Source organism: Flagellimonas lutimaris, assembly GCF_051494225.1.
Classification (GTDB): domain Bacteria; phylum Bacteroidota; class Bacteroidia; order Flavobacteriales; family Flavobacteriaceae; genus Flagellimonas; species Flagellimonas lutimaris_A.
Map to the genome: position 1 here is coordinate 625,309 of NZ_JBNPYE010000001.1, position 26,935 is coordinate 652,243.

Genomic DNA, 26,935 nt, shown 5'->3' on the forward strand with positions numbered 1-26,935 from the left:
CCATTTACTGCACTATGCGGTTCAGTTTTTGTACCTGCGCATCAAAATCTTTTAGGGTGGTGGCCAATACCCCGATTTGTTCCTGAGCTTCTTTCCATTCCTTTTGCTCAATGGCCTCGCGCACGCCTGGAAGTGTTTTTACCCCATAACCCGTGTAAAATCCGGGTGCGTAGATTTGGTGTTTGAACCAATCCCTGCGGGGAAGTCCTTTTTCTTGCAACAATACTTGCTCCATGCCCATCAACTCTTGGTTCAGTTGTGCTTGTTTAGCAGGGGAGAGGGCTAGTACATCGGCCTTGGAAAAGGTCTCGATACTTTTCTTTAATTCTGCCACCACATTTTGGATGGGCGAGAAATCCAAATAAGGTACTTCGGCCTCCATTTTTGCGGGAGCTATCGGTTTTTTCGGGTCCATCACCAATCCGTAGGTATCCGCTTTTACCAATTTGTTGTGTTTTTCCACATCACCACGCATTTTTTCCAAGGTGTTGATGACCTCGCCCAAATAGGTTTCGATGGTGCTGTGCCATTGGGTCAGTTCAAACGGCAATACCTCCGCATTCGCCAAACGTAAAGAGATACGTCCGGCAGTATTTGCCAAAGCAACGCCATATTGGAACCCAGGATCTTTAAATCGGGTGTAGTGGGAGTAGGTATCGTAAATGGTGTGATATTCTCCTCCACGGCCTTCACCACCGTAGCCCAAGTTCAATGAGGCGATACCGGTATGCTGTATAAAAGGCGTATAATCCGAACCAGAACCAAGGGCGCTCAATTTAAACGAGTTGTCACCACCACGGATTACATTGGCCGCTTTGCGACGCTCCGCTACGGAAACCCCTTTTTGTGGGTCGGTCACGGCATTGGCCACTTGGCTTACCATGGCTTGTAGGGAGTGGGAACCTCCAACACCCAAATACCCACGACTGTTGCCATCGGTATTGATGTAGGCCACGGCCTTTTCTTTTAACTCTGGAATATGGTCCTCAACCCATTCGGTGGAACCGATAAGTCCGGGCTCTTCGGCATCCCAAGCACAGTACACCAAGGTACGCTTCGGTTTGTTGCCTGCTTTGGCCAATTTTCCGACCACGCGGGCTTCTTCCATCAAGGCGACCATCCCACTAATAGGGTCGCTGGCTCCGTGTACCCAGGCATCGTGGTGGTTTCCACGAATTACCCACTCATCTGGGAACTCATCACCTTCCAAAGTAGCAATCAGGTTATGGGCAGGTTTCAACTGCCAGTCAAACTCCAATTTTAGGTGTACTTTGGCAGGTCCGGGCCCAATATGATAGGTTAGGGGAAGACCACCTCTCCAATTTGCAGGAGCCACAGGGCCTTCCAAAGCTTCCAATAACGGTTGTGCATCTTCATAAGAAATAGGCAACACCGGAATCTTGGTGATGGTAGGTGCATTTTTACGGTCCAAACGCTTTGCATCCTTGGTGGCGGCATAGCCGGGCGTTAAAACATCACCAGGGTAGAGCGGCATGTCCATTACGGAACCACGCTGCACGCCTGTTTTGTTCTTGTACGGACCTTTTGGGTACACGTCGCCTTGGTAATACCCATCATCTTTAGGGTCGGAATAGATGATACAACCGATGGCACCCATTTCGGCAGCCAATTTTGGTTTGATACCTCTCCAAGAACCTTGGTATTTGGCAATAACGATCTTGCCTTTTACATCGATGCCCAATTTTTCGAGCTCTTCATAATCGCTGGGGATTCCGTAGTTTACAAAGACCAGTTCGGCTTCCACATCCCCATCGGTGGAGAACGCATTGTAACTGGGCAGTAATTTATCGCCCTGTGCGGTGTACGGGTCACCCTCCACGGGAATAGCTTTCAAAGAAGCGGTGTATGTGGTGGGGCCTGTCAATTCCAAAACCCTCACTTTTGGATAGGGAAAAAGCACTTGGTAAGTGTCGATGCGGGTCTTGTACCCCCACGATTTGAACTGTTTTTCCATCCATTTTACGTTCTTTTCACCGTATTCGGTACCGACCCAATGGGGTTCGGCGGCCAATAGTTTCATCCATTGGTCCAAATTGTCGGAGGAAAGTTGTTTCTCGTAGTCTGCTTCGAGCTGTACTTGCGCTTCGGAAGCTTTTTCACTGAACCCAATAATCTTGTCTTGGGCCGTAATACTGATTGTCCCTAACAATAGGAGTAGGGGAAGTAATTTGTTTTTCATTGGTTTGAATTAGCACTTAAATTTAAGGGTTTGTTTAAAGGTAATAAAGCAAAAAGGGGAGAAGTGATGGCAAATGTTCAAAAAAATTGCATTTTCTTTGAAAAGCATCATTCAAATTAAAAGACACAAAATGAATGCCGAGATAGATCATTACTTGTCGGAAGGTTGTGGACGCTGTTCGTTGGGCGGCACCCCGGAATGCAAAGTACATAGTTGGCAAGATGAACTCAAATACCTCAGAAGATTGGTATTGGACTGCGGACTGACCGAAGAATTGAAATGGAGCATGCCCTGCTACACCCATCAAAGTAAGAATATCTTAATGATTACGGCTTTTAAAAATAATTGTACGCTCAGCTTTTTTAAGGGTTCCTTGTTGAAGGACGAGCAGGGTATTTTGGAGAAGCCGGGCGAGAATTCGCAGGTTGCTCGCGTATTGCGGTTTACTCAGGTTGACCAGATTAGTAAGCTGGAAAATGTATTAAAAGCATACATTTATGAAGCGATTGAAGTAGAAAAAGCAGGTTTGCAAGTCAAACTGAAGAAAACGGCTGAGTTTGATATGCCCGAAGAGCTTCAAAATAAACTGGATGAAGATGAAGCGTTCAAAACAGCCTTTGAAGCCTTGACCCCGGGACGGCAGCGTGGGTATATGCTTCATATCGCTCAGGCCAAACAGTCCAAAACACGTATCAACCGTATAGAAAAATGTATTCCCAATATCTACAAAGGAAAGGGGTATAACGAGAGATAGATTTTTATTGACCTTCGTCTCTCTATCATTTATAAACAATTAAACGCTGCGATATCATCGGTTTAATTTATTTTGATTAACTTTCTGAAATATAGGCAGATAGATTTATCTATTTGTCGTAGTTATCACCCCATGGCTTTCAATGATTATCGTTCATTTCCTACAATACGAGCGATTTATTTGAATACGTAACAACCTAAACAAACAACATATGGAACGCACACTTTTTGAACGGCTCGGAGGAAGAGAAGGTATATCTGCTATTGTGGATACCACTGTTAACAACCACATGGAAAATCCTGCGGTCAATCCCAGATTTCTTCCTTTAAAAGACCAACCAGAACGTTTGAGGGTCATTAAAGATCATACGATTGACTTTTTCAGTATGGGTAGTGGTGGACCGGCAAATTATACTGGAATGGATATGGTAACCGCCCACACGGGAATGAACATTAGTCCTAGCGAGTATTATCATGTAATGGATGATATTATGCTTGCATTGGATGCGAACGGAATAGATGAAGACTCTAAAAAGGATGTACTTGCCGTTTTATGGTCCTTAAAGGGTATGATCGTGTCAAAATAGACATTTAGAGGATAGTTCAATATTGATGAATAATGGTTATTTTAGGTGCTACCAACCTAAATAACATGTCACAACGCAGAAAATTCTTGAAACAAGGCGCCATGGCGGCGCTTTCCTTGCCATTATTATCCTTTGACCCTCAAAAAAACTGGTCCATAGCATCTTTACAAACCAATGCACCCAAGGATGAGGGGTATTGGAAAATGGTGCGCAAACAATTTCCTTTGAAAGAGGGACAGACCTATTTTAATAATGGAACGATGGGGCCTACCCCCGGTTATGTATTGGACAAAATGTTCGACCACATGATGCACTGGAACGTGGAAGCCGCTACGGTGGATTACAAAAATGGTTCGGGCCCCGAGTTGTTGACCGGCTATTTCCCTTATGAGGAACTACGGACCAAGCTGGGCAAGATCATCAATTGCGATTTTAAGGAAATCTCCCTGACCCAAAATGCCACTTTTGGCATGAACTACGTGGGTATGGGACTTAACCTCAAAGAAGGCGATGAATTGCTCAATACCAATCAAGAACACGGTGGTGGTTTTGGAGCATGGCGATTGTTGGCCAAACGCAAAGGCTGCGTGTACAAAATGGCTACGATGCCCGAGCCTGCAAACGACCCGCAAGAAATTGTAGATGTAATTTTTAAAGAGGTCACCCCAAAAACCAAAGTGATTGCCATTCCTCATATTATTTCCGGTTTTGGAACGGTAATGCCGGTAAAGGAAATCTGTGCCGAGGCTAAAAAACGAGGCATTTTCACCGTTTTGGACGGTGCACAATGTGTGGGGCAAATATCTGTGGATGTTAAGGATATTGGGTGCGATGCCTATTATTCCAGTTTGCACAAATGGTTGCTGGCCCCTGCGGGAAGCGGGTTGTTGTACATTAATAAAGATGTGGTGGGCGATATTTGGACCACCATAGCTAGTTACAATTGGGATAATGAGGATGATCATGGTTTCCGGTTGATGCAAAACGGAACGGGTAATGCCGGTCTTATGGCCGGTTATGACGCTGCTGTAGACTTTTTTAATACGATTGGCCATGATGTATGGCTGGGCCGTGTAAAGGAGTTGGGCAAATATTTGCGTGATGGCCTCAAGGAGATGAAGCATGTCACATTTTATTCTTCCACCAATGAAGCTATGGCCGCTGGAATCACCACTTACGGTGTGGAGGGAATGAGCGGACCAGAGCTCCAAAAATATATGTGGGAAAAGGAACGCTTGCAGCCCCGTTCGGTAGGCAGTAAAATGCTACGTCACTCGGTACATATTTATAATTCCAAAGAGGAAATTGATAAGGCTTTGCGGTTGGTTGAAGGGTTGGGATAGATTTCCTGAAGCCGGTTCCATATAATCAGCCTTTGGAAATGAGTGACATATATTTCACAAACTCTTTTTTCACCTTTGGAAATAAAATCAGCAACCCGATCATATTGGGGAATACCAGGGCCAAGATCATGGCATCGGAGAATTTTATTACGGCATCCAAGGTGATGGCCGCACCCAATACGGTAAACAGAAGAAATATAACCTTATAGGTTAAATCAATAAGCTTTCCGCGCCCAAAAAGGTATTTCCATGCTTGCAGACCATAATAGGACCAAGATAGGATAGTGGAAAATGCAAAAAGACAAACGGCTGCCATGAGTACATAAGAGGATCCACTGATCGCGTTTTCGAAAGCCATGGAAGTTATGTTGACCCCTCCCAAACGGCTGCCATCATGCATCAAAGCTTGACCATCCACTACATTGCCATAAACAAACATGCCATCCATATTAAAAAGAATGATGACAATAGCCGTCATAGTACAGATAAGTACGGTGTCTATAAAAGGCTCCAGCAAACCCACCAACCCTTCTGATGCCGGGTGAGAGGTATTCACCGCAGAATGGGCAATCGCGGCTGAACCGGCACCCGCTTCATTGGAGAATGCCGCTCTTCGAAACCCTTGGATAAGTACCCCTACGAATCCTCCAGTAATGGTGGCTTTGGGGGTAAAGGCTTCCGTAAAAATGAGACCGAAGGCATCATCAACCCATTGAATATTGGAAAAAATGATGAACAAGGATGCACCTACATACAAAATGGCCATGAACGGAACCACTTTTTCTGTAACCTTGGCGATACGTTTTATTCCACCAATAATGACAATTCCCGCCAATAGTGCAAAAATAAGTCCAATGATACTACCGGAAGATTCCCCCGAAAGTCCAAAGCGTTCAATGATCTGCGCTGCGGCTTGATTGCTCTGAAAGGCATTTCCACCTCCAAAAGAGGCGCCAACACAAAGAATGGCGAAAACAACGGACAATAATTTGCCCAAACGGGTCAATCCCATTTCTTTTAATCCTCTGGACAAATAATACATGGGCCCTCCAAAAACAGTCCCATCTTTATCAATATCGCGGTATTTTACACCTAAGGTGCATTCCACAAATTTTGAGGACATCCCGAGCAATCCGGCCAAGATCATCCAAAAAGTGGCTCCTGGCCCTCCAATGGAAATGGCAACGGCCACCATGGCAATATTGCCCAGACCCACCGTACCCGATACGGCTGTGGCAAGGGCTTGAAAGTGATTTACTTCGCCTAAGTGACCTTCATCTTTGATGGTATCGATTAAATCGCCCTCCACTTCATAAACTTGTGCTTTTAAATAGGGTTGATTTTTTTCAAGATCGTCATACTTGCCACGTACCACCTGTATGGCGGTTGGAAAATGACGAATATTGACAAAGCCAAAGTACAGGGTAAAGAAGAGGGCTCCCAATATCAGAATGATAAGGACCAAAGGGATGTTATGGCCAAAAATGGGAACTTCGGCCAAAACAAAACCTTCCCACCATTCAGCAAATGGCATAAAGCCGTCATTTATTTTTTCATCCAATCCTTTTTCAGAAGAAGATGCGAATAATGAGGTGCTTGAAAATGATAATAAACTGAATAACAGTAATCTGCCCATAACTTGAAATTTTTGGAAATTTCGATTGCTGATTTGAATTTATGGACGGTTGTCGGAAAGAATCTTGAAATGTCAGTAACCAAAAAGCTGACAAATCTGTTGTAAGTCATTCATTTTCAATATGAATATTTTCTTTGGGAAGCTGAAGTCTAATTTTACGTTCCCTATTTTCCGACATTTCGAACAAAGTGGTTTTAAGCGGTGTAAAATGCTTGTTCTTTGTCCAATTTTTTTTCCCAAAAAGGCCATTGAGCAAGGCTTCCATCAACCGTTTTAGCTCATTATGATCGTTGATGTCATAGTTTTTGGCACCATCGAAGTTTTTGGGTTTGATTTCGAGCCAACCTTCGGTAGTTACCAGCCTTCGCTCTGCAAAAGTTTTAAGTAGCCGATGGAGGGCAGGGGTTAGCTGTACCGTTCTATCACCATGGCCCGGAAAACCCTTGAGGGTCACTTCATAATGGTTGGAACCGTTGGATTTGTCACGTTTCTTAAAGAGAAGCCTTAATTGGTATGTTTCGGGAATTACGGTTTCGGTGAGTTCTTTGACCCAGCTCAAGGCCAGCGCAAAAAAGAGCATGATGAGCGAAGTCTTGAAAATTGCAGAGAACAATAAAAGGTTTATGGTATTGTCCATCAGTTTATACACTTGTGCAATCAAGGTAATCAGCACCGTGATGATGGCCAAAACCCCCAATAAACGAAGTCGTCGCTTAATAAACGATTCCCAAAGTACAAAACCTAAAAAGACAAGGGTCAACAGCGCATAATAAACATCGAGTTCGTTTATGGCCGATGCCGACCGGCCAAGGAACATTTTGTGTAGGGTAGGAAGTAGCGCAAATACAAAAGGGATACCTATAATGTAGGGCCAAAACTTATTTTTTATCAACCCAGCAAAAGGTTTGGGTAAATATTTGAACCACGGCAGCGCCAATAAAATAAAAAGACTGTTCAATAAGGAAAATACACTTCTAAGACCTTCTTTAACAGGATAACTAGCCTCATTGACATCCAAATATATTACCTCTACCAATCCAGAAAATGCCCAACAAAGAATGGAAAGGGCCAACCATACTGGTCCAAAATCTTTCTGTTTTTTCCCAATATGATACCAAATGGACATTAGGGCCAGAAAAGCGAATAGGCAAACCACAAACTGCCACCATCCATAAAATTTTGAAATCTCCAGTGTAGAGGATATTACGGGGTCTTGGTATGTTAAACTAATTGGAAGCAAGTACAATTGATTGTTGAATAGGTTGTCAAGGTATAAATATAGTAATACGATAGAGCAAAGGCATCAGTTATTTATTATATAAGAGTGGTTTGAAGACAAGATAGCTGGGTTTATGGCTATATTTAATAAATTCTCAACATGCTATGAATAAAATCAAAATTCTTGCACTCCTAGTACTAGTACACTTAGGAACCTTATCTAACGCGCAGGACAAAACGGTGTTTCAAAATGCCAATAAACTGGTAAAGGAAACACAGCGAGTTATTTCCATTGCCCCAGGACAAGTGATTGACACGGCCTATTTCCGAACTTTATTTTTGCCAACGGCACACTTTAGTGTGGTCGGCAAAGAAGATGGAGAATATACTCAGGAAACCATGGGTCTCGATGAATTTTTGGAAACACTTACCGATGAATATTATTCTTTGGGGTATCACGAAGAATCCACTGGTGAAATTGTTGAGGAATACAACGGCATGGCCCAGGTTATACAAAGTTTTGAAGGTAAAGATTCCGATAACGAAACAGGCAAAGGGGTTGGCAGCTATCAATTGGTGTATTCCGAAGGCCGATGGTGGATTGCCAATATGGTTTGGGCCATAAGTGTAGATGATGGCAAGGATATTCCAAAGAAGTATTTGAAGGATGAGTAACAGGAAACTTTATCTATTAAATTATACAGGTTGTAGTATATCATTCAATTATTTTTAGAAAAATCCTACTTTTAATCCGCACAGTAAAATTTAATTAATCCTACTTTTTTAGAGCACATGAAAAACATTGACAAATTATTTTCTATGAGTCATTTATGTGCCTTTAGCTAACCAAAACAATTTATGAAAAGAGCTTTCAGTTTACTTCTGTTATTAACTTTATTTATCTCATGTTCGGAAAGTGAAGAACCTACACCTCCTGAGACACCCGAAACCCCTAATGCAGTAGAACAAGGTGCCCAATCTTTTAGTATTAGTAATAAAGATATCACTGCTAAAAATTCTACCAATCTTGCCGCCAAGGAATTTATACCAGCCTATGTTTTTGTAAGTGTAGAAACCAGTAATGGCAATAAAATTTTGGACAGACAAAAACTTGATGTTATTGAGCAGGAAGGTGATTATGTAACCGATGAAATAATGTTGGACCCCGGAACTTACAAATTAACGGAGTTTATTGTGGTAGATTCTGCTGATTTAGTCATTTCCTTGGTACCAAAAGCTACCTCAGCTTTATCTCAGTTTACGGGAACTTCACTTCCTTTTAATTTCACAGTACAAGAAGGGGGTTCAAAGAATACACCCATTGAAAATATTGAGACAGCCGGTTATTCATGGGTGGAGTTTGGATATGAGGAAGATGACCTTGGTTTTACTGAGGCCGAAGATTTTTTTACGTTAACCGTTGATGATTCAGAAAACTTAACAACAAAAGTAATTTCCTTGAAATCGCTGACAGGTTCGACCTATCAAATTGATTGGGGAGATGGCACCGTCGACGAATATGTTTCAACCCTAAGCGATATAAATATAAATAATGAGCTGTCCCATGATTATGTAGAGAACGGTATTTATGAAATTAAAATTATTGGGGCCGTTGAGGTTTTGACTTATGTGATTTTAGGCGGTGTTCAAGAGGATGATTATTACACTAACATAGTATCTGTTGATTTGAATAATTTGATATTGTTAAAGACTTTTGGTGCTTATGGAGGCAAATTAACTTCAATAGATGTTTCTCAAAACAATTTATTGGAGGAACTCTGGATAGCGAGCAATAAGATTTCCAGTGTGGTTGTTACAAATAACGCTAAACTAAAATCATTATATATCGGTCATAATGAATTGACAAATTTGGACGTTTCCCAAAATTCGGATTTGGAGATATTAACTATTTCGAGTAATCAAATTTCCGAATTAGATATTTCAAACAATTCCAAACTAATTACTTTACTTGCTAGTGGTAATGCATTGACCCAAATTGATTTTTCCAATAACCTAGTTCTTGAACAATTAAATTTAGGGAATAATTTACTTTCAAGTATTGACCTTTCTCAAAACTTGAATTTAAGGGAAATAAATGTTGGGAGAAACAATTTGACACAGATAGATCTTTCTAAAAACACCAAATTGGAACGCATAGACCTGTATGAAAATCAAATAAGCTCGATTGACCTTTCTGCAAATCTAAAACTTAGGGATTTATATATCGGTGATAATTTATTGGACAACATAGACTTAAGTGTGCATAGCAGTTTCGAAAGGTTATCCATTCATAACAATAATTTAAGTAGTTTGGATTTATCCAACAACCCCTTGGTATCCCATTTGTATATTGGCAGTAATCAATTCAGTGGAGCCCAATTGGATTTGATAATTTCAGGTGTTTACGATAATGCCGTTTTAAATTCAATCAATCCGGGATATATAGATTTCCAAAACAATCCAGGTACCGATTTGATTGACCAATCTACTATTGCTAAAATCAACGAATTAGCACTGGATTATAATTGGTCATTTAATAATGGTTAATTGATGGCTCATACGACTTAATATAAAATAAGGCGCACCGTTAGGTGCGCCTTTTTACGTTCAATAAAATATAAACTTACTTTTCAATTCCTGGAACGCCCTCTGGTTTTTTAGTTTGCCAATGGAATGTTTCTGCTTCTTTTTCAACAGGAGCAACTTCATCAAGCGTATCGGCATTATACACCTTTCCATTTTTAATCACATGAGTAAGTGTATTGGTATTTCGGATATTATCCAACGGATTTTTATCCATAATTAGGATGTCCGCCAATTTACCTTCTTCGATACTTCCCAAGTCATTATCAAGTCCTAGGGCTTCGGCCCCTAATATGGTAGCTACTTTTAAAGCATCGATAGTTTCCATGCCTCCGCTGGCCACGGACCAAAGTTCCCAATGGTAACCCAATCCCTGCAACTGGCCATGACTTCCAACACCACCAATCCCATTATCTTCCACCAAATCCTTCATGAATTCGGCATGTTTCGGGAAAATGTGTTCCTCTGGCATAAACCAGGAGCCTCTTCTTCGTGATTTTTGCGCCAATTCTTCATATGGGGTAAAATATTGAAGTTTCTTGTCGTGGTAAGGTTGTTCGGTCGCATAGTAATAGTTTTCTGCCCATGGCCCACCGTAGGACACCAAAAGGGTGGGGGTAACCGCCATTTTGGACTCCGCAATGGAATGTACCACATCTTTATAAATGGGATAGATGGGCAACGAGTGCTCATGCCCTGGATACCCGTCCAACAATTGTGTCATGTTGAGTTTAAAATCAAGTCCACCTTCGGTAGTTGGCATCAATTTTAATTCTTTGGCTGCCATAATGATCCACTGGCGCATCTGTCGGTTCCCCACCAGATACATTTTGATGCTCTTGGTATTGTAATACTCACTGTACTGTTGCAACACCTCTTTGGCATGTTCCAGGGATTTGATTTTGTACGCCCAATACCCAACACCAGGTCCAGTACTATAAACACGGGGACCGTGCATCATACCGGCATCCACCATATCGGAATACGTCAATACATCGGTAGTGGCGGTTTGTGGATCGCGTGTTGTGGTTACACCGTAAGCTAAATTCGCTGAGTAAATCCAGATCTGATTTTTGTGAATTCCCCAGTTGGGCCACATATGGGCGTGGGTATCTACAAAACCAGGTGTGATTGTTTTACCGCTGGCATCTATTTCCGTTGTTCCTCTGGGCACGTCCAAAGTACCGGATGCTCCAACAGCTTTGATTCGATTGTTCTCGATAAGGATGTCACCGTTTTCAATCACCTCATCATCTTTCATGGTGATGATTCTGGCACCTTTAAGCAGTATGGTTCCCTCTGGAATATCTTTGGTATAGGTGACCTTTACCTTTATTTCGTTTGCGGTGTACCCTTTGTCCTCTTCTTCCTTATCCTTTTCTTTATCATCATCTTCTTTATCTTCCTCCTTCTCTTTATCCTTAAGCTTTTCTGCTTCTTTTTTGGCTGTGGCCACGCTATCTGCATAAGCCTCGGCAGCTGAGATGTTATAGATAAAATGGCTGGCTCCCAATGACCAGTGTACATTTTTGCTATTGCCGGCCCATTCGGGGAATTCTCCTCCCATTACAGTAAGCTTTTTAGCAGGGAAAGCCGCTTTTTCTGCATTGGCAACCGAAATCTTAGGGGTTTTTCCAAACTTTGGAATGGTAACCGTGTATATATCATTGTTGATTTTGGCCAATGCCGTGGTTCCATCCGGAGATATCTTTATTTCGGATGGGGAGGAGGATTTATCTTCGGGAGCTTGAAATTGCTCTGATCCCGGTAAAATGTTGTGTCCTCCATTTTCGTCATGGAAACCAAAAGACGAAGAACCATAAGTGGTAATTCCACTTAATTTTAGATGTTCTTTTTGGTCGGTTCCATCCCATCGAATAGATAATAAGGATTTCCCTTTGCTCAAATAAATTCGGTTGTCCACTTTGGTAAAATGTGGATTGGAACGGCCTTCTGCTTTGTCAATCACAGTAATTGTACCTCCATCAGCGGAAATCCATGCCAAATCTTCCTGTGCACCGCTAGCCCTTGGCCCAATGGCATCTCTATAAACTTGAGCAGAACCTTTGGTGAACACAATTCTGTTACCATTGTAAGACCATGCAGGGTTATTATAAATGGCAGCTTCCTCGGTTAGTTTTTCTACTCTTCCACGTCCGTTGGCATTCACTTTATATAGATGTCCACCGTCCGTTTCCCAAGAGGCGAAAACAATACTTTCTCCATCTGGTGACCATGCAGGCTGCGCTTCCGTGAAGTCGTTTTTGGTCAATCGCTTAGGTGTCCCATTGGGCAAATCCATGACATACAGCCTATTTAAAGCTGTAAATGCCAATTTGCTGCGATCTGGTGAAGGTACTCCATCTCGTATTTGGGTAACCAATGCCTCAGGGGTATCCTTTATAGGATATTTGAACGAGAGTTGTGGTCCGAGTTCAAGGTTCACATCAACCTCAAAGGGGATTTCTGTCGCAGTATTGGATACAACATTAATGGTATAGATTTTACCTCCGTAACTGGCAATTAAGCTTTCGCTATCTGGAGTAAAAGCCATTCCGGGCAATACGCCCAAAGGTGCAATGGATTCTTGTTCGTCACGTTGCACAGGATAGGCCAACCAACGCTCATCGCCGTTTTCCAAATTGCGCAATACCAGTCCGGTCTCTGTTTCAAATCGGCTACCATATACCAACCATTTACCATCTGGTGAAAGGGTAGGGGTGAATGCTGACCCGTAACGCGAGGTAATGGTAGAAATTCCTCCATCATCCATGCTATAAGTGCCCAATTGATATTGCGGTAATTGAGCATTGTAGTTCCAAGATCTCATTCTTCGGGAGAAATAAATGAGTTTGCCATCGGGGGAGAACTCAGGATCAATGGTTTTTAAATTGTCGGGTTTGTCAATAAGCTGGGCTCCACCGCCTCCATCTTTGTGATACATGTGCAGCTTAATGTTTCTACGACCACGAGCACCAACAATATACTCACCATCTGGGCTCCAATCGGCAGAGAAAAAGTTTTGGTTATTGTCTATTGTTATCTGTTTGGTTTCTTCCGATTCCAGCTCCATGGTCCAGATGTTATCCGAACCGCTCTTATCGGAAATAAATACGATGGATTTTCCATCCGGACTGTACCGGGGGTGTACATCATAGGCCAACCCTTCTGTGATTTGGGTGGCTTTTCCACCTTGGATGGGAATGGTGTACAAATCGCCCATCATATCAAAAATGATGTTTTTACCATCCGGGCTCACATCCAAGGATAACCAAGTACCTTCTTTAGTGGTGAATGAAATTTTTCTTTCCGGTTCCAAAGGAAGTTCTTTGGTAGCTTTTTTGGTACTATCGGTTTCTTGCTCCTTGTCCTGCGCTAAAATTGGGAAAAACCCAAGCAATAGGACCAAGGATAATAGGAAATAATTTTTTTTCATTTAGTTGATTTATTGATGACTTAAGCTAACAAGGTATGAAAAAATAAAAATTACTTTTATTTATAAGGCTTGTATTTGAAAGAGTCTAAGCCATTTTTAATGTTTGATTAATCGAAAAAGGGTTTGGAATTAAAGTAATCCTTTCTCTTCCAAGGTTTCTTTAAGCTTGGCATGATTTTCCCAAAACCTGTCCTCGATTTTCTGCATGACAGCTTCGTATTTAGGATTTGTCTCAAGCTTTTGAAGGTTGGGGTCCAATCCCATAAACAGCAGAATCCAATATTGAAAGTGGTTCTTAGCGGCAAACTCCTCCAATTGTTCTATGGCCAGGTCTGTTTTTCCCTCGTAGGCATATTTTACAGCCATGCTTGCTGGTTGATAAATAGATTGGTCATTTTCACAATACTCGGTATAGGATTTCAATAATTCATCGGCTTCTTTTTGGAATCCCATCTTCTCATAGGTAACACCAATTTTGATATCCTCTTGTGGATAAATATCCAATCCGCGGGCTTTTTTCATCTCATTATAAGACTTGTAATATCGATAAGCACTGTCGTATTCTTTCTGAAAATAATGTAGTTTGGCCACTTCCTGTAAAATGTCCAATCGAGTGGTATCCTTCTGAAGCTCTTTTTTCATAGCATTCAGAGTCTGCTTGATATCTTTATTCTTCGCATAACGGATATACGCCTTCAGGTATGGGGCATAGGGGTTTTGTGGAAATAGTTCAATTGCTTTGTCAATATACTCCAGTGCCTCGTCGGTAAACCCAGATTGTATCAGGGCATTGCTCAAATGTAAATAAATATAGCTTTTTGCCGTATCATTATCGGCAACATCTAACTGAATGCCCTTTAGGGCATATTCTAAATATTTTCCGGTATCGGGGAGGGCATTGGAGTAAATAGAAGATAAAATATTAACTACCCCCGATGAATTGGGGTTGTATTCCAACGCTTTTTCTAAATGGGGGACTGCTAACCTATAATCACCGATATGCATATAATACAAGGCCTTTGCAATTAAGCTTTCTGTAAGTTTGGAGTCATGCAGCAAGGCCTTGTCCGCATAGTTGTTGATGGTTTCGGTATATTCTTTTTCTTTTTTGTACAGGTCAAGATAGTAATAGGCAATGGCCAAATCAGCATAGACCAAGGCAAATTGCGGGTCTTCTTCAATGGCTTTCTCAAACAGTGGGATGGCTTCCAATAGGCCTTCTTCAGTTTGTCGATTAAAGGGTTCTTGGGCCTTCAGATAATAATCGTAAGCGACAAGATTCTCTGTCGGCTTTTTATCAATTTGTTCCAATTCGGATGGGGTGACCTTGGCCTCGATAGCATCGGCAATTTTCTTGGCAACTTCGTTTTGTACGGCAAAAATATCCACTAACTCCTGAGTATATTGTTCCCCCCAGATTCGGGTATCTGTGCTGGCATCTATTAGTTGGATGTTGAGCATTACTTGGTCGCCCACCTTTTGACCACTGCCTTCTACAATGTAATTTACATCCAGTTCCGAAGCAATTTCACCGATGTTCTGATTGGAATTTCGATATTTTTCCACTGAGGTGCGACTTATCACCCTCATATCTTCAATTTTTTGAAGATTGCCCAGAGATGCCTCCATCAAACCGTTTACAAAATACAGGTTGGTGGAATCGCTACTTTCATTTTTAAAGGGGAGTACTGCGATGGATTTTTCTAAACCTGTTTTTTGTGCTACATCAGTAGTAGGAGAGTGGGAGGGTATCAATATAAAAGCAATACCTCCACAAACTAGAATTGCTACGGCAATTGCTACCCATTTATATTTATTTAGAAATGATGATGATTGATCCCTTACTATTTCTTCAAAATCAGCTTTGCCAACTTCTCCTGGAGGATGGCCATAGTGTTCCCGAAAACATTTGATAAAATAGGAGGTGCTTCCAAAGCCAACCTGATAGGAAACTTCAGAAACCGTGAGGTCCTTTTCCTTAAGCAATTCCATGGCTTCCCGTAGTCGTATCTGACGAATAAATTGACTGGCGGAGAGTTGCGTTTGTTTTTTGCATTTACGCAGCAGGCTGGAGCGGCTCATGCTCATGGCATCTGCCAATTCCGAAACGCCAAAATGTTCATCACTAAGATGTTCAAGTACGATAGCTTTGGCCTCCTCGGTAAATTTTTGCCCTTTTGGTTTGTCCAGCATAGTGGTTTGCAGATTAATAGCTGCATGGATGTAACAAATATAAACGATTCCTCATCAGGGCAAAAATGCAAGGTTTGCCGCATAATTTATATCCATGCGCCATAATTTTTACTGCCTGTGCAGGGCTTATATACAACGCAGCATAGGTGATTGGTGCTGCATCATGTTTTGGAGAACCTTTGTAGGGTAAAATTTAATGTTCAACAATTAAAACTAAAAGTCATGAAAAATTTTAAAAACAATTCAATGAAACATTTAATGTATGCAATGCTTATTCTAATGATAAGCCTATCCTCCTGCGGTCAAAAAAAGTCAGAATCCAATAAGGAAACAACTGCCAAAACAGAAGTTAATGCACCGGACATGGCCCTTTCTGCTGCTGTGGTAGCTGGAAACTTGGATGTGGTCAAACAGCATATTGCTGCCGGAACAGACATCAATGAAAAAGATGCCCTTAGCGGGTCTACGCCATTAATTGCGGCGATAACCTTTGGTGAAAATGATATTGCCCAAGCGTTGATTGACGCCGATGCAGATTTGACAATCAAAAACAACGATGGTGCTACAGCCTTACATGTGGCCGCTTTCTTTGGTAGGGTAGAAGCTGTTCAGATGTTGATGGATGCCGGAGCAGATAAGACCATGAAAAACAACTATGGGGCTACTCCACGTGAGACGGTTATGGGTCCGTTTGAGGATATAAAACCTATATATAAAATGATGCAACAACAATTGGCGCCAGTTGGACTTCAGCTTGATTTGGCCGAGGTTGAAAAGACCCGTCCGGTAATCGCTATGATGTTGCAATAATCACAATAATCAAAAACTAAAAAAACGATAGTCATGAAAATAGCACGTAGACACGATATTGATTGGTTGCGGGTAATTACCATTGCCTTGCTATTGATCTACCATATTGCAATCATTTTTCAGCCCTGGGCCATGTTTATAGGCTTTGTTAAGAGCGAACAGCCTCTGGAAGGCTTATGGACGCCAATGACCATGCTCAATGTATGGCGTATTCCAATTTTGTTCTTTGTATCGGGTATGGGACTATTTTTCGCCATGCGCAAACGTAATTGGAAACAATTGATTGGAGAGCGGACACGCCGCATTTTGTTGCCGTTCCTTTTTGGTGTAGTAGCGATAACCCCTTTGCACATGTTTGTTTTCCAAGAATTTTATAAACTTCCGTTGGGGTACTATCCACATGTGGGCCACTTATGGTTTTTAGGAAACATTTTTGTCTATGTGCTACTGTTTTTACCGGTTTTTTATCTATTGAAAAATAGAGAAGGAGGAAAGTTCAAGCAAATTTTGAACAAGATAATGTCCAACCCAGGCGGACCCTTATTGATTTCCCTCTTTTTTATGCTCGAAGCCATTTTGGTCAAACCGCAAATATTTTCCTTATACGCCGAAACCTGGCATGGCTTCTTTTTAGGAGGTTTGGCGTTCTTTTTTGGATATATTTTTGTGTATAGCGGTCAACATTTCTGGGATACAGTTAAAAAATGGCGATGGGGTTATTTGGCACTTGCTTTGGTGTTGTATGCTGTTAGGTATGTTGAATTTCAGTTGGAGGCACCGGGGTATCTTATGGCCTTGGAATCCAATTGCTGGATTTTTGGGGTATTTGGTCTCTCATACCGCTACCTGAACAAACCCAGTCAACTATTGAGTTATTTGAGTCAGGCTGCATACCCAGTGTACATCATCCATATGTTTGTGATGTATTTGGGCGGGCTATTGATCTTACCGTTAAAAATTAATCCATGGTTACAATTGTTGGGGATAATTGTATTCACTTTTGCGGTGTGTTATATCCTATATGAGTTACTTATCCGCAGGGTTTGGTTTCTACGACCTCTGTTTGGTTTAAAGGGAAAGCAAAAGAATGGGATAGCAAAAGTGCTGGTGAGTGAACCCTGATGTCTTTGGGTGGCCTTGTCTGGTATCAAATCGAAAAAAAAGTGCTAATAACGTAACAGATTTTAATTCAAGGCGTCAGATTAAACAGTAAAAAGTTATTACTTGTATCAATGAAACTATTGAAAAAGATTTTAAAGATTGTTTTCGCTCTTATAGGGGTACTCATCATAGCCATTCTTATAATTATTGGTGTCGATGCACAAAGAACGAAGTACTTGAATATTGACCATATCGAGAATGGCGATATCAGCTCTTATCTTATTACCCATGTGAATGTCGTCCCTATGACCCAAGATACTGTTCTCACTGATAAAATGGTGTATATAAAGGATGGTACTATCCAAACTATCACGGAGAATATAAACATCAATGGTGTTGAAGTTATCGATGCGAAAAACAAGTATCTAATGCCAGGTCTTATTGATATGCACGTTCATGTTTGGGATAGGTATGAATTGGGACTCTACCTTTCCAATGGGGTTACCGCAGTTCGCAATTTATGGGGAATGCCCATGCATTTGCGCATCAAGGAAGATGTAAATAACGATGAAATAATTTCACCCATGTTCTTTACCACGGGTCCAAAACTTACGGGACCAGAGTTTATAGGAGATGACAATTTAAATTTGAAAACCCCCGAAGAAGCAAAAAATAAAGTGATTTCCTATAAGGAACGAGGCTACGACTTTGTTAAAACCTACTACGGATTAACTCCCGAGCTGTTCGAAGCCGTACTAGATCAAGCAAAGAAATCCTGGGTGGATATTGTTGCCCATCCATCACAAAAAGTGCCATATTCCTATCATTTTGATCCTCAGATAAAATCGATTGAACATACGGAAGAGTTTGTTCAACAGCCCTTGGGTTATGATTTGGACACGGTTAAATTAAAAGATGTGGTTGATTTATATGCTCAAGCGGAATACAGTGCCCATTGTCCCACATTGGTGGTCTTCAATAATATTTATCAAATGCTGATAGATGACAATATTTTGGAATCCGAGTCAATGCAATATATGAGCCCATTAATTAAAAGGGTGGATAGCAGGGCACAGTTTGATAGATGGCACAACACCAAATTAGAGGATCCTTCAGTTACCGAGCGCATCAAAAACCAGCATGATTTTCATTTGTACATCATAAAAAAACTGCATGAAGCCAATGTGAGGATTATTTGTGGTACAGATTCCGGTATCGGTGTTACATCTCCAGGATTTTCCATCCATCAGGAATTGAAGTTTTACAAAGAAGCTGGCTTGTCCAATTTTGAAGTATTGAAAACAGCTACAGTGAATGCCGCCAAAACACATTCCATCATGAATAATATGGGAACTATAGAAGCAGGGAAAGTCGCAAATCTCATATTGACGGATAACAATCCCTTATCGTCGGACCTCTCGGCATTGGAACATCCATCTACTGTTTTTGTAAATGGTAGAAAATTGGATAGAAAAACTCTCGATTCCTTTGAGGAAAAGGCCAAAGACCGCAAAAACCTGTTGGCCTCGGGGATACGATATGCCGAAAACTTGATCATTGAAAAATAATTACATGAACAGGTAAATATGTGCTCAAAACCCATTTTAGGCCAACTCTTTCGTTGAACCATTTTATACCTCTTATCTTTGCAACGTTTTGATTTTAAAACTGTAAACAAACATTTATGAGTAAAGTAAAAGAGAACGATACTGTAAAAGTACACTACACGGGTAAACTTGCTGATGGGCAGATTTTTGACAGCTCATTACAAAGAGAACCGTTAGAAATAAAATTGGGCGAAGGTCAATTAATACCTGGATTTGAAAAGGGATTGATTGATATGGGCGTAAACGAAAAGAAAACAATTACCATAGACAAGCAAGATGCTTATGGAGAAGTGAACGAAGCACTTTTTCAAAAAATCTCCAAGTCACAATTGCCAGAAGATCTTAAGCCAGAAGTTGGAATGGGCTTGGTGGGTGCCAATGCTCAAGGGCAAGAACAACAATTCAGAGTGGCCAAAGTAGAGGAGGAGGACATTATTATAGATGCCAACCATCCCTTGGCCGGTCAAGATTTGGTATTTGACCTGGAAGTGGTTGAGATACTATAGAACAGAGTCCTAACAAAGTTAGGAGCAATAATAAGTTTGAGGAGAGGACCTAGTTACATCTGGTTCTCTCCTTATTTATTTTTGTACGACAAGACCACTAGGTGTTTTTAAGTGTTAGAATGGATTTATATAGATCATTCCTTTACTTTTATCCGTAATTCCCCTCGACATTGATATAAAATCAAATGGTTTTTTTATAACTCCAAACAGCCAAACCATTCATGATTAAAGCATAAAGTAATGTTTTTAATAATTGCGGAAGAATATCCATAAATCCAGAACCTTTCAACATCACCATTCGCATCACTTCTACAAAATACTTGATCGGGTTGAATTCTGTAATAATTTGAGCCCATTTTGGCATGCTTTCAATGGGAGTAAACAAACCACTCATTAAAATAAAAATCACCATAAAAAACCATGCAATAAACATGGCTTGTTGCTGCGTTTCAGTAAAATTTGAAATAAATAAACCGATTCCTAAAACCACTAAAATATAAATGGAAGTATATAAATACATTAGCGGTAAACTGCCAATTATGGGTACATCAAATATAAGCTTAGCTATAATTAAACCTATGGTCAATAAACCCAATCCAATGACCCAAAACGGAAATAATTTCCCAATAATAAATTGACCTTTCTTAATTGGCGTCACGTTAATTTGCTCTAAAGTCCCTATTTCCTTTTCACGGACTATATTCATTCCCGATAAGAACAATGTTATCATGGTCACCAACAAAACCAAAATACCAGGAACCATAAAGGTTTTATAATTCAATGTCTTGTTATACCAAAATAAAGGAATCGTGTTTATGCTTGTTGGCTGTCCCAGTTTATTGGAAGGTTGCAAATCAACTTTTAAACGCTGGTTAAAACGTTGAATAATTTGAGTGATATATACATTTTCAATGCCAGCTGCTGCCCCATCAATGGCATTAATTGTCACCCCTAAACTGATATACTTTTCTTTTTGAAAGTCACGCTCAAAATACTGTGGAATTTCCAACAAAACGTCGACTTCGCCATTGAGCATTGCGGAACTGGCCAATCTTTCAGATGGAAAATCTGTTAGTACATTAAAATATGTTGAGGCAGTGAACTTCTCAATCAAGGCTCTTGATGTTGGCGTATGGTCGTTATCTATATAACCGAATTTGATATTTTTTACTTCAAATGTGGCGGCATTTGATAAAATAATAAGTTGAACCAGCGGCATCACAAAAATAATAGGAAGCATGCCTTTATTTCTAAAGATTTGCTTGAACTCTTTTTGTATGATGTATAGAATGGTTTTCATATAACTTTCTGTGCAGGTAGGAACTTCTTTTTAGATTGTTTATCATAAATGTCTCGATTGCATTTAACGAGACAGCTTTATTTTTTCACTCCAACCTGATTTTATATTTCTTCACACTTATTACAATAAAAAAAAGGGTCATACCTATCAATATCAGGGTTTCCTTCCATATAAACTGTAATCCCACACCTTTGAGCATAATGCTTTTAATGATGATAATGAACCATCTGGCTGGAATAATATTACTGATCCATTGCAATGGCAATGGCATACTTGAAATGGGAAAAATAAATCCGGAAAGTAATATTACAGGAAGCATGAGACCCATTAAGGAAATCATCATTGCCGTTTGTTGGGTTGCTGAAATGGTTGAGATTAAAATTCCTAATGACAAGGCACTTATAATAAAGAGTATACTCTCCAATGCCAATAACATCAAACTTCCCTGAATAGGCATTTTAAAGATAAAAATGCTTAAAAGGACAATAACTACCGCATTTATTATGGATAGAAATATATATGGGAACACCTTGCCTACAATGACTTGAATTGGTTTTAACGGCGACACTAATAAAACTTCCATGGTGCCCAATTCCTTTTCCCTTGCAATGGAAATAGAGGTCATCATGGCCGAAACCAACATCAAAATAATCGTCATTACACCTGGTACAAACATATATACACTTTTTAATTCCGGATTGTAAACCATTCGTGTTTCCGGAATTATTTGGTAAGCAAGGACAACCTCTTTATTGAGCTCCGTTTGATACTGCCTAAGGATGGCATTTACATAATTGCTTATAGTGTTTGCCGTATTTGGGTCAGTGGCATCTGTAATTATTTGAACGGTTGCCTTGTGCTCTTTGATTAGGTTTTTACTGAAGTCCTTTTCAAAATTTAAAACCGCTTTCACTTGCCCTTTTTGAAATACCGATTCAATATCCTCTTCTTGCGTCACCATTTGTTTGATGCTGAAGTATTTTGAAGCAGCTATTTTATCGATGACTTCCTTTGTGGTGGCATCTTTGGAATGGTCCAAAATGGCGATATCCACATTATTGATTTCATTGGTAATGGCGAAACCAAACAGCAAAATTTGTGCAATGGGCATCCCAAACAGTATAAACAACGAACGCTTATCTCTAAAGATGTGGTAGAATTCTTTTTTTATAAATCCTATAAAGCGTTTCATCCTCTTGCCAATTTTAAAAATACATCGTTCATAGTAGTAGCTTTAAACTGCTCTTTAAGCGCATTTGGCGTATTTAAGGCTTCTATTTTCCCGTTGACCATAATGGAAACCCTATCGCAATACTCGGCTTCATCCATGTAGTGTGTGGTAACAAAAACAGTGGTTCCCTGGTTGGCCGCTTTGTAAATAAGCTCCCAAAATTGACGTCTGGTAATTGGGTCAACACCACCTGTAGGTTCGTCTAAAAAAACAATTTTAGGGTCGTGCAGTAAGGCCACCGAAAATGATAATTTTTGTTTCCAGCCCAAAGGCAACGAGCCAACCAATGTATTGGCAACATTCTGCAATCCTAATTCTTCAATTAAGGTATCCGATTTTTCTTTTATCCGTTTTCTGGACAATCCATAAATACCCCCCAAAAAGGTGATGTTTTCCTTCACGGTTAAATCATCATACAAGGCAAACTTCTGACTCATATAACCAATATTCTTCTTAATATCCTCCGTATGTGTGTACACATCAAACCCTGCTACATTGGCTTTTCCAGAAGTCGGGTTTGAAATACCTATCAACATTTTCATAGCAGTTGTTTTTCCTGCGCCATTGGCTCCTAAAAAGCCAAAGATTTCACCTTTGACAACTTCAAATGTAATAGCATTTACAGCTGTAAAATCCCCAAACATTTTGGTTAAACCTTCTACTTGTATGACCTTGTTTGTATTCATAATTCTTGCATTGCCTCATCGAGTGCGGTCACGATGCCCTATAGTCCTTGACTTCACTCGAACTGACATCTATTTTGCTAATTCCATAAAAGTATCTTCAATGGTCGCTTTTGTTTTTTCAATGATAATATTGGATAGATTTTTCGATTCCAAATACACTTTTAACTCCTTCGGGTCAAAGTCTGTTCTGCTATCTGTGTAATGCACAAACTCACCAAAAGGATAAACACTGTGACTGTGTTCGTAGTCGTTTAAACCAATAATGAGCTGATACATATTATTTGAACTTATGTTATAGATTGGTTTTGGATAGTGTTTTACTATAGCTTCGGGTGTATCAATCTCAAGAATTTTCCCATTTTGAATCAATGCAATCCTGTCACATAAAGCAGCTTCGTCCATATAAGGTGTGGAGACCAAAATAGTAATATGTTTTTGTTGCAGGCGTTTTAATATGTCCCAAAATTCCTTTCGGGACACTGGGTCAACACCTGTGGTTGGTTCGTCTAAAAACAATACCTCTGGTTTATGGATCAATGCACAGCATAACGCCAGTTTTTGTTTCATACCACCGGACAGCTTGCCAGCGCGACGGTTTTTGAAAGGTTCAATCTGTGTGTAGATATCTGCTATTAAATCGTAGTTTTCTTTGATGGTCGTTCCAAAAATGGTAGCAAAAAACTCAAGGTTTTCTTCCACGGTTAAATCTTGGTATAATGAGAATTTTCCGGGCATGTAACCAACACTGTTTCTAATGCTTTTGTAATGTGTGACCACATCAAAACCAGCAACCGTTGCTGTACCTTTATCAGCAAATAAGAGTGTCGTCAAAATGCGAAAAAGTGTTGTCTTGCCTGCACCATCAGGACCTATAAGTCCGAAGAGTTCTCCCTTTTTAACTTCAAAGGAAATGTCCTGTAAGGCATTTACACTTTTGTAAGATTTTGATATGTTGAAAACCGAGATGCTCATTTATTGATCATTTAGCCACATTTCTGCAGGCATGCCAATTTTTAGACTCCCATCATTGGAAACATCTACTTTTACAGCATAGACCAAAGCGACACGTTCTTCTTTTGTTTGAATGATTTTTGGTGTGAATTCGGCTTCTGAAGCCACCCAGGAGATAATCCCTTTATAGGATTTCATTGTGTCTGCATCATCAATTTTTACAGTGACTTCTTGACCGATCCTTACATTTCCCAGTTGTTTTTCACTTATATAAACACGCAATTGCATGGTGTTCATATCGGCTATTTTATATAATGGTTTTCCAAAAACCGTCACTTCATTAGGTTCCGCATATTTGCTTAAAACAGTTCCATTTATTGGGTTTATAATTTTACTTTTTTGGATTTGGTCATTGATTTGCTTGAGTTGTACATCGATACTTTTCAATTCATTGACAACGGGCGCATTCTGAATTTCAACACTTCTAATTTGATTTTTAATCACATTTATTTCACCATCAATATCATCCAATTGCTTTTGTGTTCCAGCGTTACCTTTGATTAAATTTTCAACCCTGGTTTTGTTGGTATTGGCGGTTTTTAATTTTGCATTTAAAACTGAAATCTGCGACAAGACCCCCTTGGATTTTGAACCAATCACCTCTTTGGAAACCTGTAATTGCTCACGTTTCAGTGCTAAGGGAATTGTGTCGATATAACCAATAAACTGGTCTTTTTTGAGCACGTCACCTTCATTGACATCAAACTGCATCAATTTTCCATTGTTCTCAGCTGAAATGATTATTTCTGTGGCTTCAAAATTCCCGTAGCCATCTGCTTTACCATTAGAATCACTGCAAGAAAACAAACTTATTGCCATAAGGCATATCCCTACTATATAGTTGTCCTTTTTCATCTGTTTGTATTTATTGTCCTTTAATGACATTGTAATTTGCTTTTGCCAGTTGTAACTGGATTTTATGTCTTACCAAATTGTTTTCATCTTCATATAAATTAGTCAGTTCTGTGATATATGCCGAAGATGTAATGACGCCATTTTCAAGTTGGGAATCTGCGGTCTGTAACACTTCTTTTCTAAGATTGATTATAGCTTTGTCCGATACTATTATAGCTTTTATTTTCTCTATTTCTTTTTGTTGCTTATCCAGTTCGATAGTAGTGTTCAGCTTAAAAGTTTCGGTTTCAGTATCTATAATATCTTTATTGATGGCAAGCGATTCACGTTGCATTTTGTTGGAGTTCCAATCAAAAATATTCCAATGTAATTTTAAGCCAACGGTATAAAATGCCTGAAACGAATTGTCCAACATATTCAATCCCGGGTTACCATAACCACCATTTGCAAAACCAAGTAATTTTGGTGCGTTTTGCTTGGAAATCAATGCTTCCGAACGTTGTATTTCCTCTTTTTTAAGTTGAAATAGCTCCAACTCAGGTCTGTTCAAATCATTTTGAATCTGTGTTTCTATGAGTGGGTTTTTAAATAGGGTAGAAGCGTCTATTGGTTTGTCCATTAGGCTTGAAAGTGTTTCTATAAGAGTCATTTTATTGCTTTCCAGCTCCTGAAACTTTTGGTTTATTTTTAATAATTCGGCTTTCAATACTTTATCTGAAGAAGGTAAAATAACGCCATATTTAATTCCGGATTCGACCTCTTTTAGTTTGGCTTCTAATTGTGTTTGTTTGGCTTTTAATAATAACTCTGACTCTTGTGATAGTAAAATAGAGAAATACAGTTGGTTTATTTGTTGTTTTAATTGATATAAATTGACTTCAATCTGTTTTTGTTTCGCTTTAAGTTGTGCAGATTTCACTTTTAACGAAGCTTTGGTCAAGCCACCATTATAAATCAATTGGTTTGCCGATACTATGGCGCGATATTGGTCTTTGTTCAAGGGCTGAATAGTTGAGTTTGGGAAAGGCACTTTGGTCACATCAGATTGATAAGTGGCTTGCGCATCCAGATTTAGCTGTGGTAATTTTGCCGTGGAAATGGCATCGGCATCCAGTTCATATTGTGATTCCAGTAGTTGTGACTGCTTGGCCAATGGATAGTTTTTAGTTGCCAAGTTGTAGCATTCCTCCAACGTAATGCTTTGTTGCGCAAGTCCTGTAAGTGAGGTGATACTTAAAATTAACAGTAATAAGCGTTTCATTTTATGGGTTCTTTATGGAATTGACAATGAAATTTGCGACTTCGGTTTTACGCTCTTCTAGAAGCTGTTTGTAAGCACTATCATTTATATTGGTAAATGCCATAATCAAAGGTTTTGCCACGAATGGAAAAATATTTAGTGCCACTATGTTAATAAATAATTGTTCGGCACTAATGGGTTTTAAAATGCCTTTGCTGACTTCCTCATCTACCTGTTTTTTGAATTTTTCAATATTTGGGAAATTTTTGTTTTCCTTCAGGCTTAAAACAAAATTAGGGTTGCGATTAAGCTCTTGAATGATAAAGTTTGGTAGGTATGGATGCTTACTTATAAATGAAATATAGTTTGATGTAAATTTTTTGACCTTCTCTTCAATGGAAGAATCGTCGTTAAGAATAGCGTTTAATTGAGGTGCCAACAATGAAAATGCATTTTTAAAAACGGCTTCGAACAATAATTGCTTGCTACGGTAATAATAGTGCAACATTGCCTTGTTGATCCCTGCTTTATCGGCTATTTCCTGCATCCGAGCACCATCCATGCCCTTAGTTTGAAATATGCTTTTGGCTGCTTTTAGTATTTGTTCCTCCGTATTTTCGTCTTTAGTTTTTGCCATAA

At 39.8% G+C, this 26,935-nt stretch carries 21 protein-coding genes; 9 read left to right on the forward strand and 12 right to left on the reverse strand.

Features of this window, described 5'->3' with window-relative positions; genetic code table 11:
- Positions 1–4 precede the first annotated feature (4 nt).
- Positions 5–2,200, reverse strand: coding sequence for a transferrin receptor-like dimerization domain-containing protein (locus ACQQ5U_RS02800; RefSeq protein WP_437395418.1), 2,196 nt, complete (start codon positions 2,198–2,200; stop codon positions 5–7).
- 130 nt (positions 2,201–2,330) lie between these two features.
- Here ACQQ5U_RS02800 and ACQQ5U_RS02805 point away from each other — a divergent pair, with 130 nt between their 5' ends.
- The 3 genes from ACQQ5U_RS02805 (at position 2,331) to ACQQ5U_RS02815 (ending at position 4,883) form a co-directional block, all read left to right on the forward strand.
- A complete protein-coding gene (locus tag ACQQ5U_RS02805) occupies positions 2,331–2,954 on the forward strand; it encodes a YdeI/OmpD-associated family protein (RefSeq protein WP_437395419.1) in 624 nt (207 codons plus the stop codon).
- Positions 2,955–3,165: 211 nt separating this feature from the next.
- On the forward strand, positions 3,166–3,540 hold the full coding sequence (locus ACQQ5U_RS02810; RefSeq protein WP_437395420.1) for a group I truncated hemoglobin: 375 nt from the start codon (positions 3,166–3,168) through the stop codon (positions 3,538–3,540).
- Between the two features lie 65 nt (positions 3,541–3,605).
- Positions 3,606–4,883 carry an aminotransferase class V-fold PLP-dependent enzyme gene (locus ACQQ5U_RS02815; RefSeq protein WP_437395421.1) on the forward strand — a complete coding sequence of 426 codons (1,278 nt, stop codon included), beginning with the start codon at positions 3,606–3,608 and terminating at the stop codon, positions 4,881–4,883.
- Positions 4,884–4,908: 25 nt separating this feature from the next.
- On the opposite strand, the gene ACQQ5U_RS02820 is transcribed toward ACQQ5U_RS02815, so the two are convergent.
- A complete protein-coding gene (locus tag ACQQ5U_RS02820) occupies positions 4,909–6,519 on the reverse strand; it encodes an alanine/glycine:cation symporter family protein (RefSeq protein WP_437395422.1) in 1,611 nt (536 codons plus the stop codon).
- Between the two features lie 106 nt (positions 6,520–6,625).
- Entirely contained in the window at positions 6,626–7,759 is a 1,134-nt protein-coding gene (locus ACQQ5U_RS02825) for a hypothetical protein (protein ID WP_437395423.1), read from the reverse strand.
- A 143-nt stretch (positions 7,760–7,902) separates the two neighbouring features.
- On the opposite strand from ACQQ5U_RS02825, the gene ACQQ5U_RS02830 reads away from it, so the two are divergent.
- Positions 7,903–8,412: a hypothetical protein gene (locus ACQQ5U_RS02830; protein WP_437395424.1), complete on the forward strand. Its 510-nt coding sequence runs from the start codon at positions 7,903–7,905 to the stop codon at positions 8,410–8,412.
- A 183-nt stretch (positions 8,413–8,595) separates the two neighbouring features.
- Entirely contained in the window at positions 8,596–10,284 is a 1,689-nt protein-coding gene (locus tag ACQQ5U_RS02835) for a leucine-rich repeat domain-containing protein (RefSeq protein WP_437395425.1), read from the forward strand.
- 76 nt (positions 10,285–10,360) lie between these two features.
- Here ACQQ5U_RS02835 and ACQQ5U_RS02840 read toward each other — a convergent pair whose 3' ends face one another.
- Complete coding sequence (locus ACQQ5U_RS02840; protein ID WP_437395426.1) at positions 10,361–13,756, reverse strand: amidohydrolase family protein; 3,396 nt, start codon at positions 13,754–13,756, stop codon at positions 10,361–10,363.
- A 129-nt stretch (positions 13,757–13,885) separates the two neighbouring features.
- A complete protein-coding gene (locus ACQQ5U_RS02845) occupies positions 13,886–15,949 on the reverse strand; it encodes a helix-turn-helix domain-containing protein (protein WP_437395427.1) in 2,064 nt (687 codons plus the stop codon).
- 222 nt (positions 15,950–16,171) lie between these two features.
- On the opposite strand from ACQQ5U_RS02845, the gene ACQQ5U_RS02850 reads away from it, so the two are divergent.
- From ACQQ5U_RS02850 to ACQQ5U_RS02865, 4 genes are all read left to right on the forward strand, one after another.
- Positions 16,172–16,759 carry an ankyrin repeat domain-containing protein gene (locus ACQQ5U_RS02850; RefSeq protein ID WP_437395428.1) on the forward strand — a complete coding sequence of 196 codons (588 nt, stop codon included), beginning with the start codon at positions 16,172–16,174 and terminating at the stop codon, positions 16,757–16,759.
- A 33-nt stretch (positions 16,760–16,792) separates the two neighbouring features.
- The gene (locus ACQQ5U_RS02855; protein ID WP_437395429.1) at positions 16,793–17,881 is read left to right on the forward strand and encodes an acyltransferase family protein; all 1,089 of its coding nucleotides are present in this window, start codon (positions 16,793–16,795) and stop codon (positions 17,879–17,881) included.
- Between the two features lie 110 nt (positions 17,882–17,991).
- Positions 17,992–19,428, forward strand: coding sequence for an amidohydrolase family protein (locus tag ACQQ5U_RS02860; RefSeq protein WP_437395430.1), 1,437 nt, complete (start codon positions 17,992–17,994; stop codon positions 19,426–19,428).
- Between the two features lie 116 nt (positions 19,429–19,544).
- Positions 19,545–19,973 carry an FKBP-type peptidyl-prolyl cis-trans isomerase gene (locus tag ACQQ5U_RS02865; RefSeq protein WP_437395431.1) on the forward strand — a complete coding sequence of 143 codons (429 nt, stop codon included), beginning with the start codon at positions 19,545–19,547 and terminating at the stop codon, positions 19,971–19,973.
- A gap of 181 nt (positions 19,974–20,154) precedes the next feature.
- Here the strand turns inward: ACQQ5U_RS02865 and ACQQ5U_RS02870 are convergent, their stop codons facing one another.
- From ACQQ5U_RS02870 to ACQQ5U_RS02900, 7 genes are all read right to left on the reverse strand, one after another.
- A complete protein-coding gene (locus ACQQ5U_RS02870; RefSeq protein WP_437395432.1) occupies positions 20,155–21,273 on the reverse strand; it encodes an ABC transporter permease in 1,119 nt (372 codons plus the stop codon).
- A gap of 85 nt (positions 21,274–21,358) precedes the next feature.
- Positions 21,359–22,465: an ABC transporter permease gene (locus ACQQ5U_RS02875; protein WP_437395433.1), complete on the reverse strand. Its 1,107-nt coding sequence runs from the start codon at positions 22,463–22,465 to the stop codon at positions 21,359–21,361.
- Entirely contained in the window at positions 22,462–23,190 is a 729-nt protein-coding gene (locus ACQQ5U_RS02880) for an ABC transporter ATP-binding protein (RefSeq protein ID WP_437395434.1), read from the reverse strand. The genes ACQQ5U_RS02875 and ACQQ5U_RS02880 overlap by 4 nt, the downstream gene beginning before the upstream one ends.
- Before the next feature lie 69 nt (positions 23,191–23,259).
- Entirely contained in the window at positions 23,260–24,162 is a 903-nt protein-coding gene (locus ACQQ5U_RS02885) for an ABC transporter ATP-binding protein (protein WP_437395435.1), read from the reverse strand.
- Positions 24,163–25,056, reverse strand: coding sequence for an HlyD family secretion protein (locus ACQQ5U_RS02890; RefSeq protein WP_437395436.1), 894 nt, complete (start codon positions 25,054–25,056; stop codon positions 24,163–24,165).
- A gap of 10 nt (positions 25,057–25,066) precedes the next feature.
- The gene (locus ACQQ5U_RS02895; RefSeq protein WP_437395437.1) at positions 25,067–26,317 is read right to left on the reverse strand and encodes a TolC family protein; all 1,251 of its coding nucleotides are present in this window, start codon (positions 26,315–26,317) and stop codon (positions 25,067–25,069) included.
- A gap of 1 nt (position 26,318) precedes the next feature.
- Entirely contained in the window at positions 26,319–26,933 is a 615-nt protein-coding gene (locus ACQQ5U_RS02900; RefSeq protein ID WP_437395438.1) for a TetR/AcrR family transcriptional regulator, read from the reverse strand.
- Between the last annotated feature and the right edge of the window lie 2 nt (positions 26,934–26,935).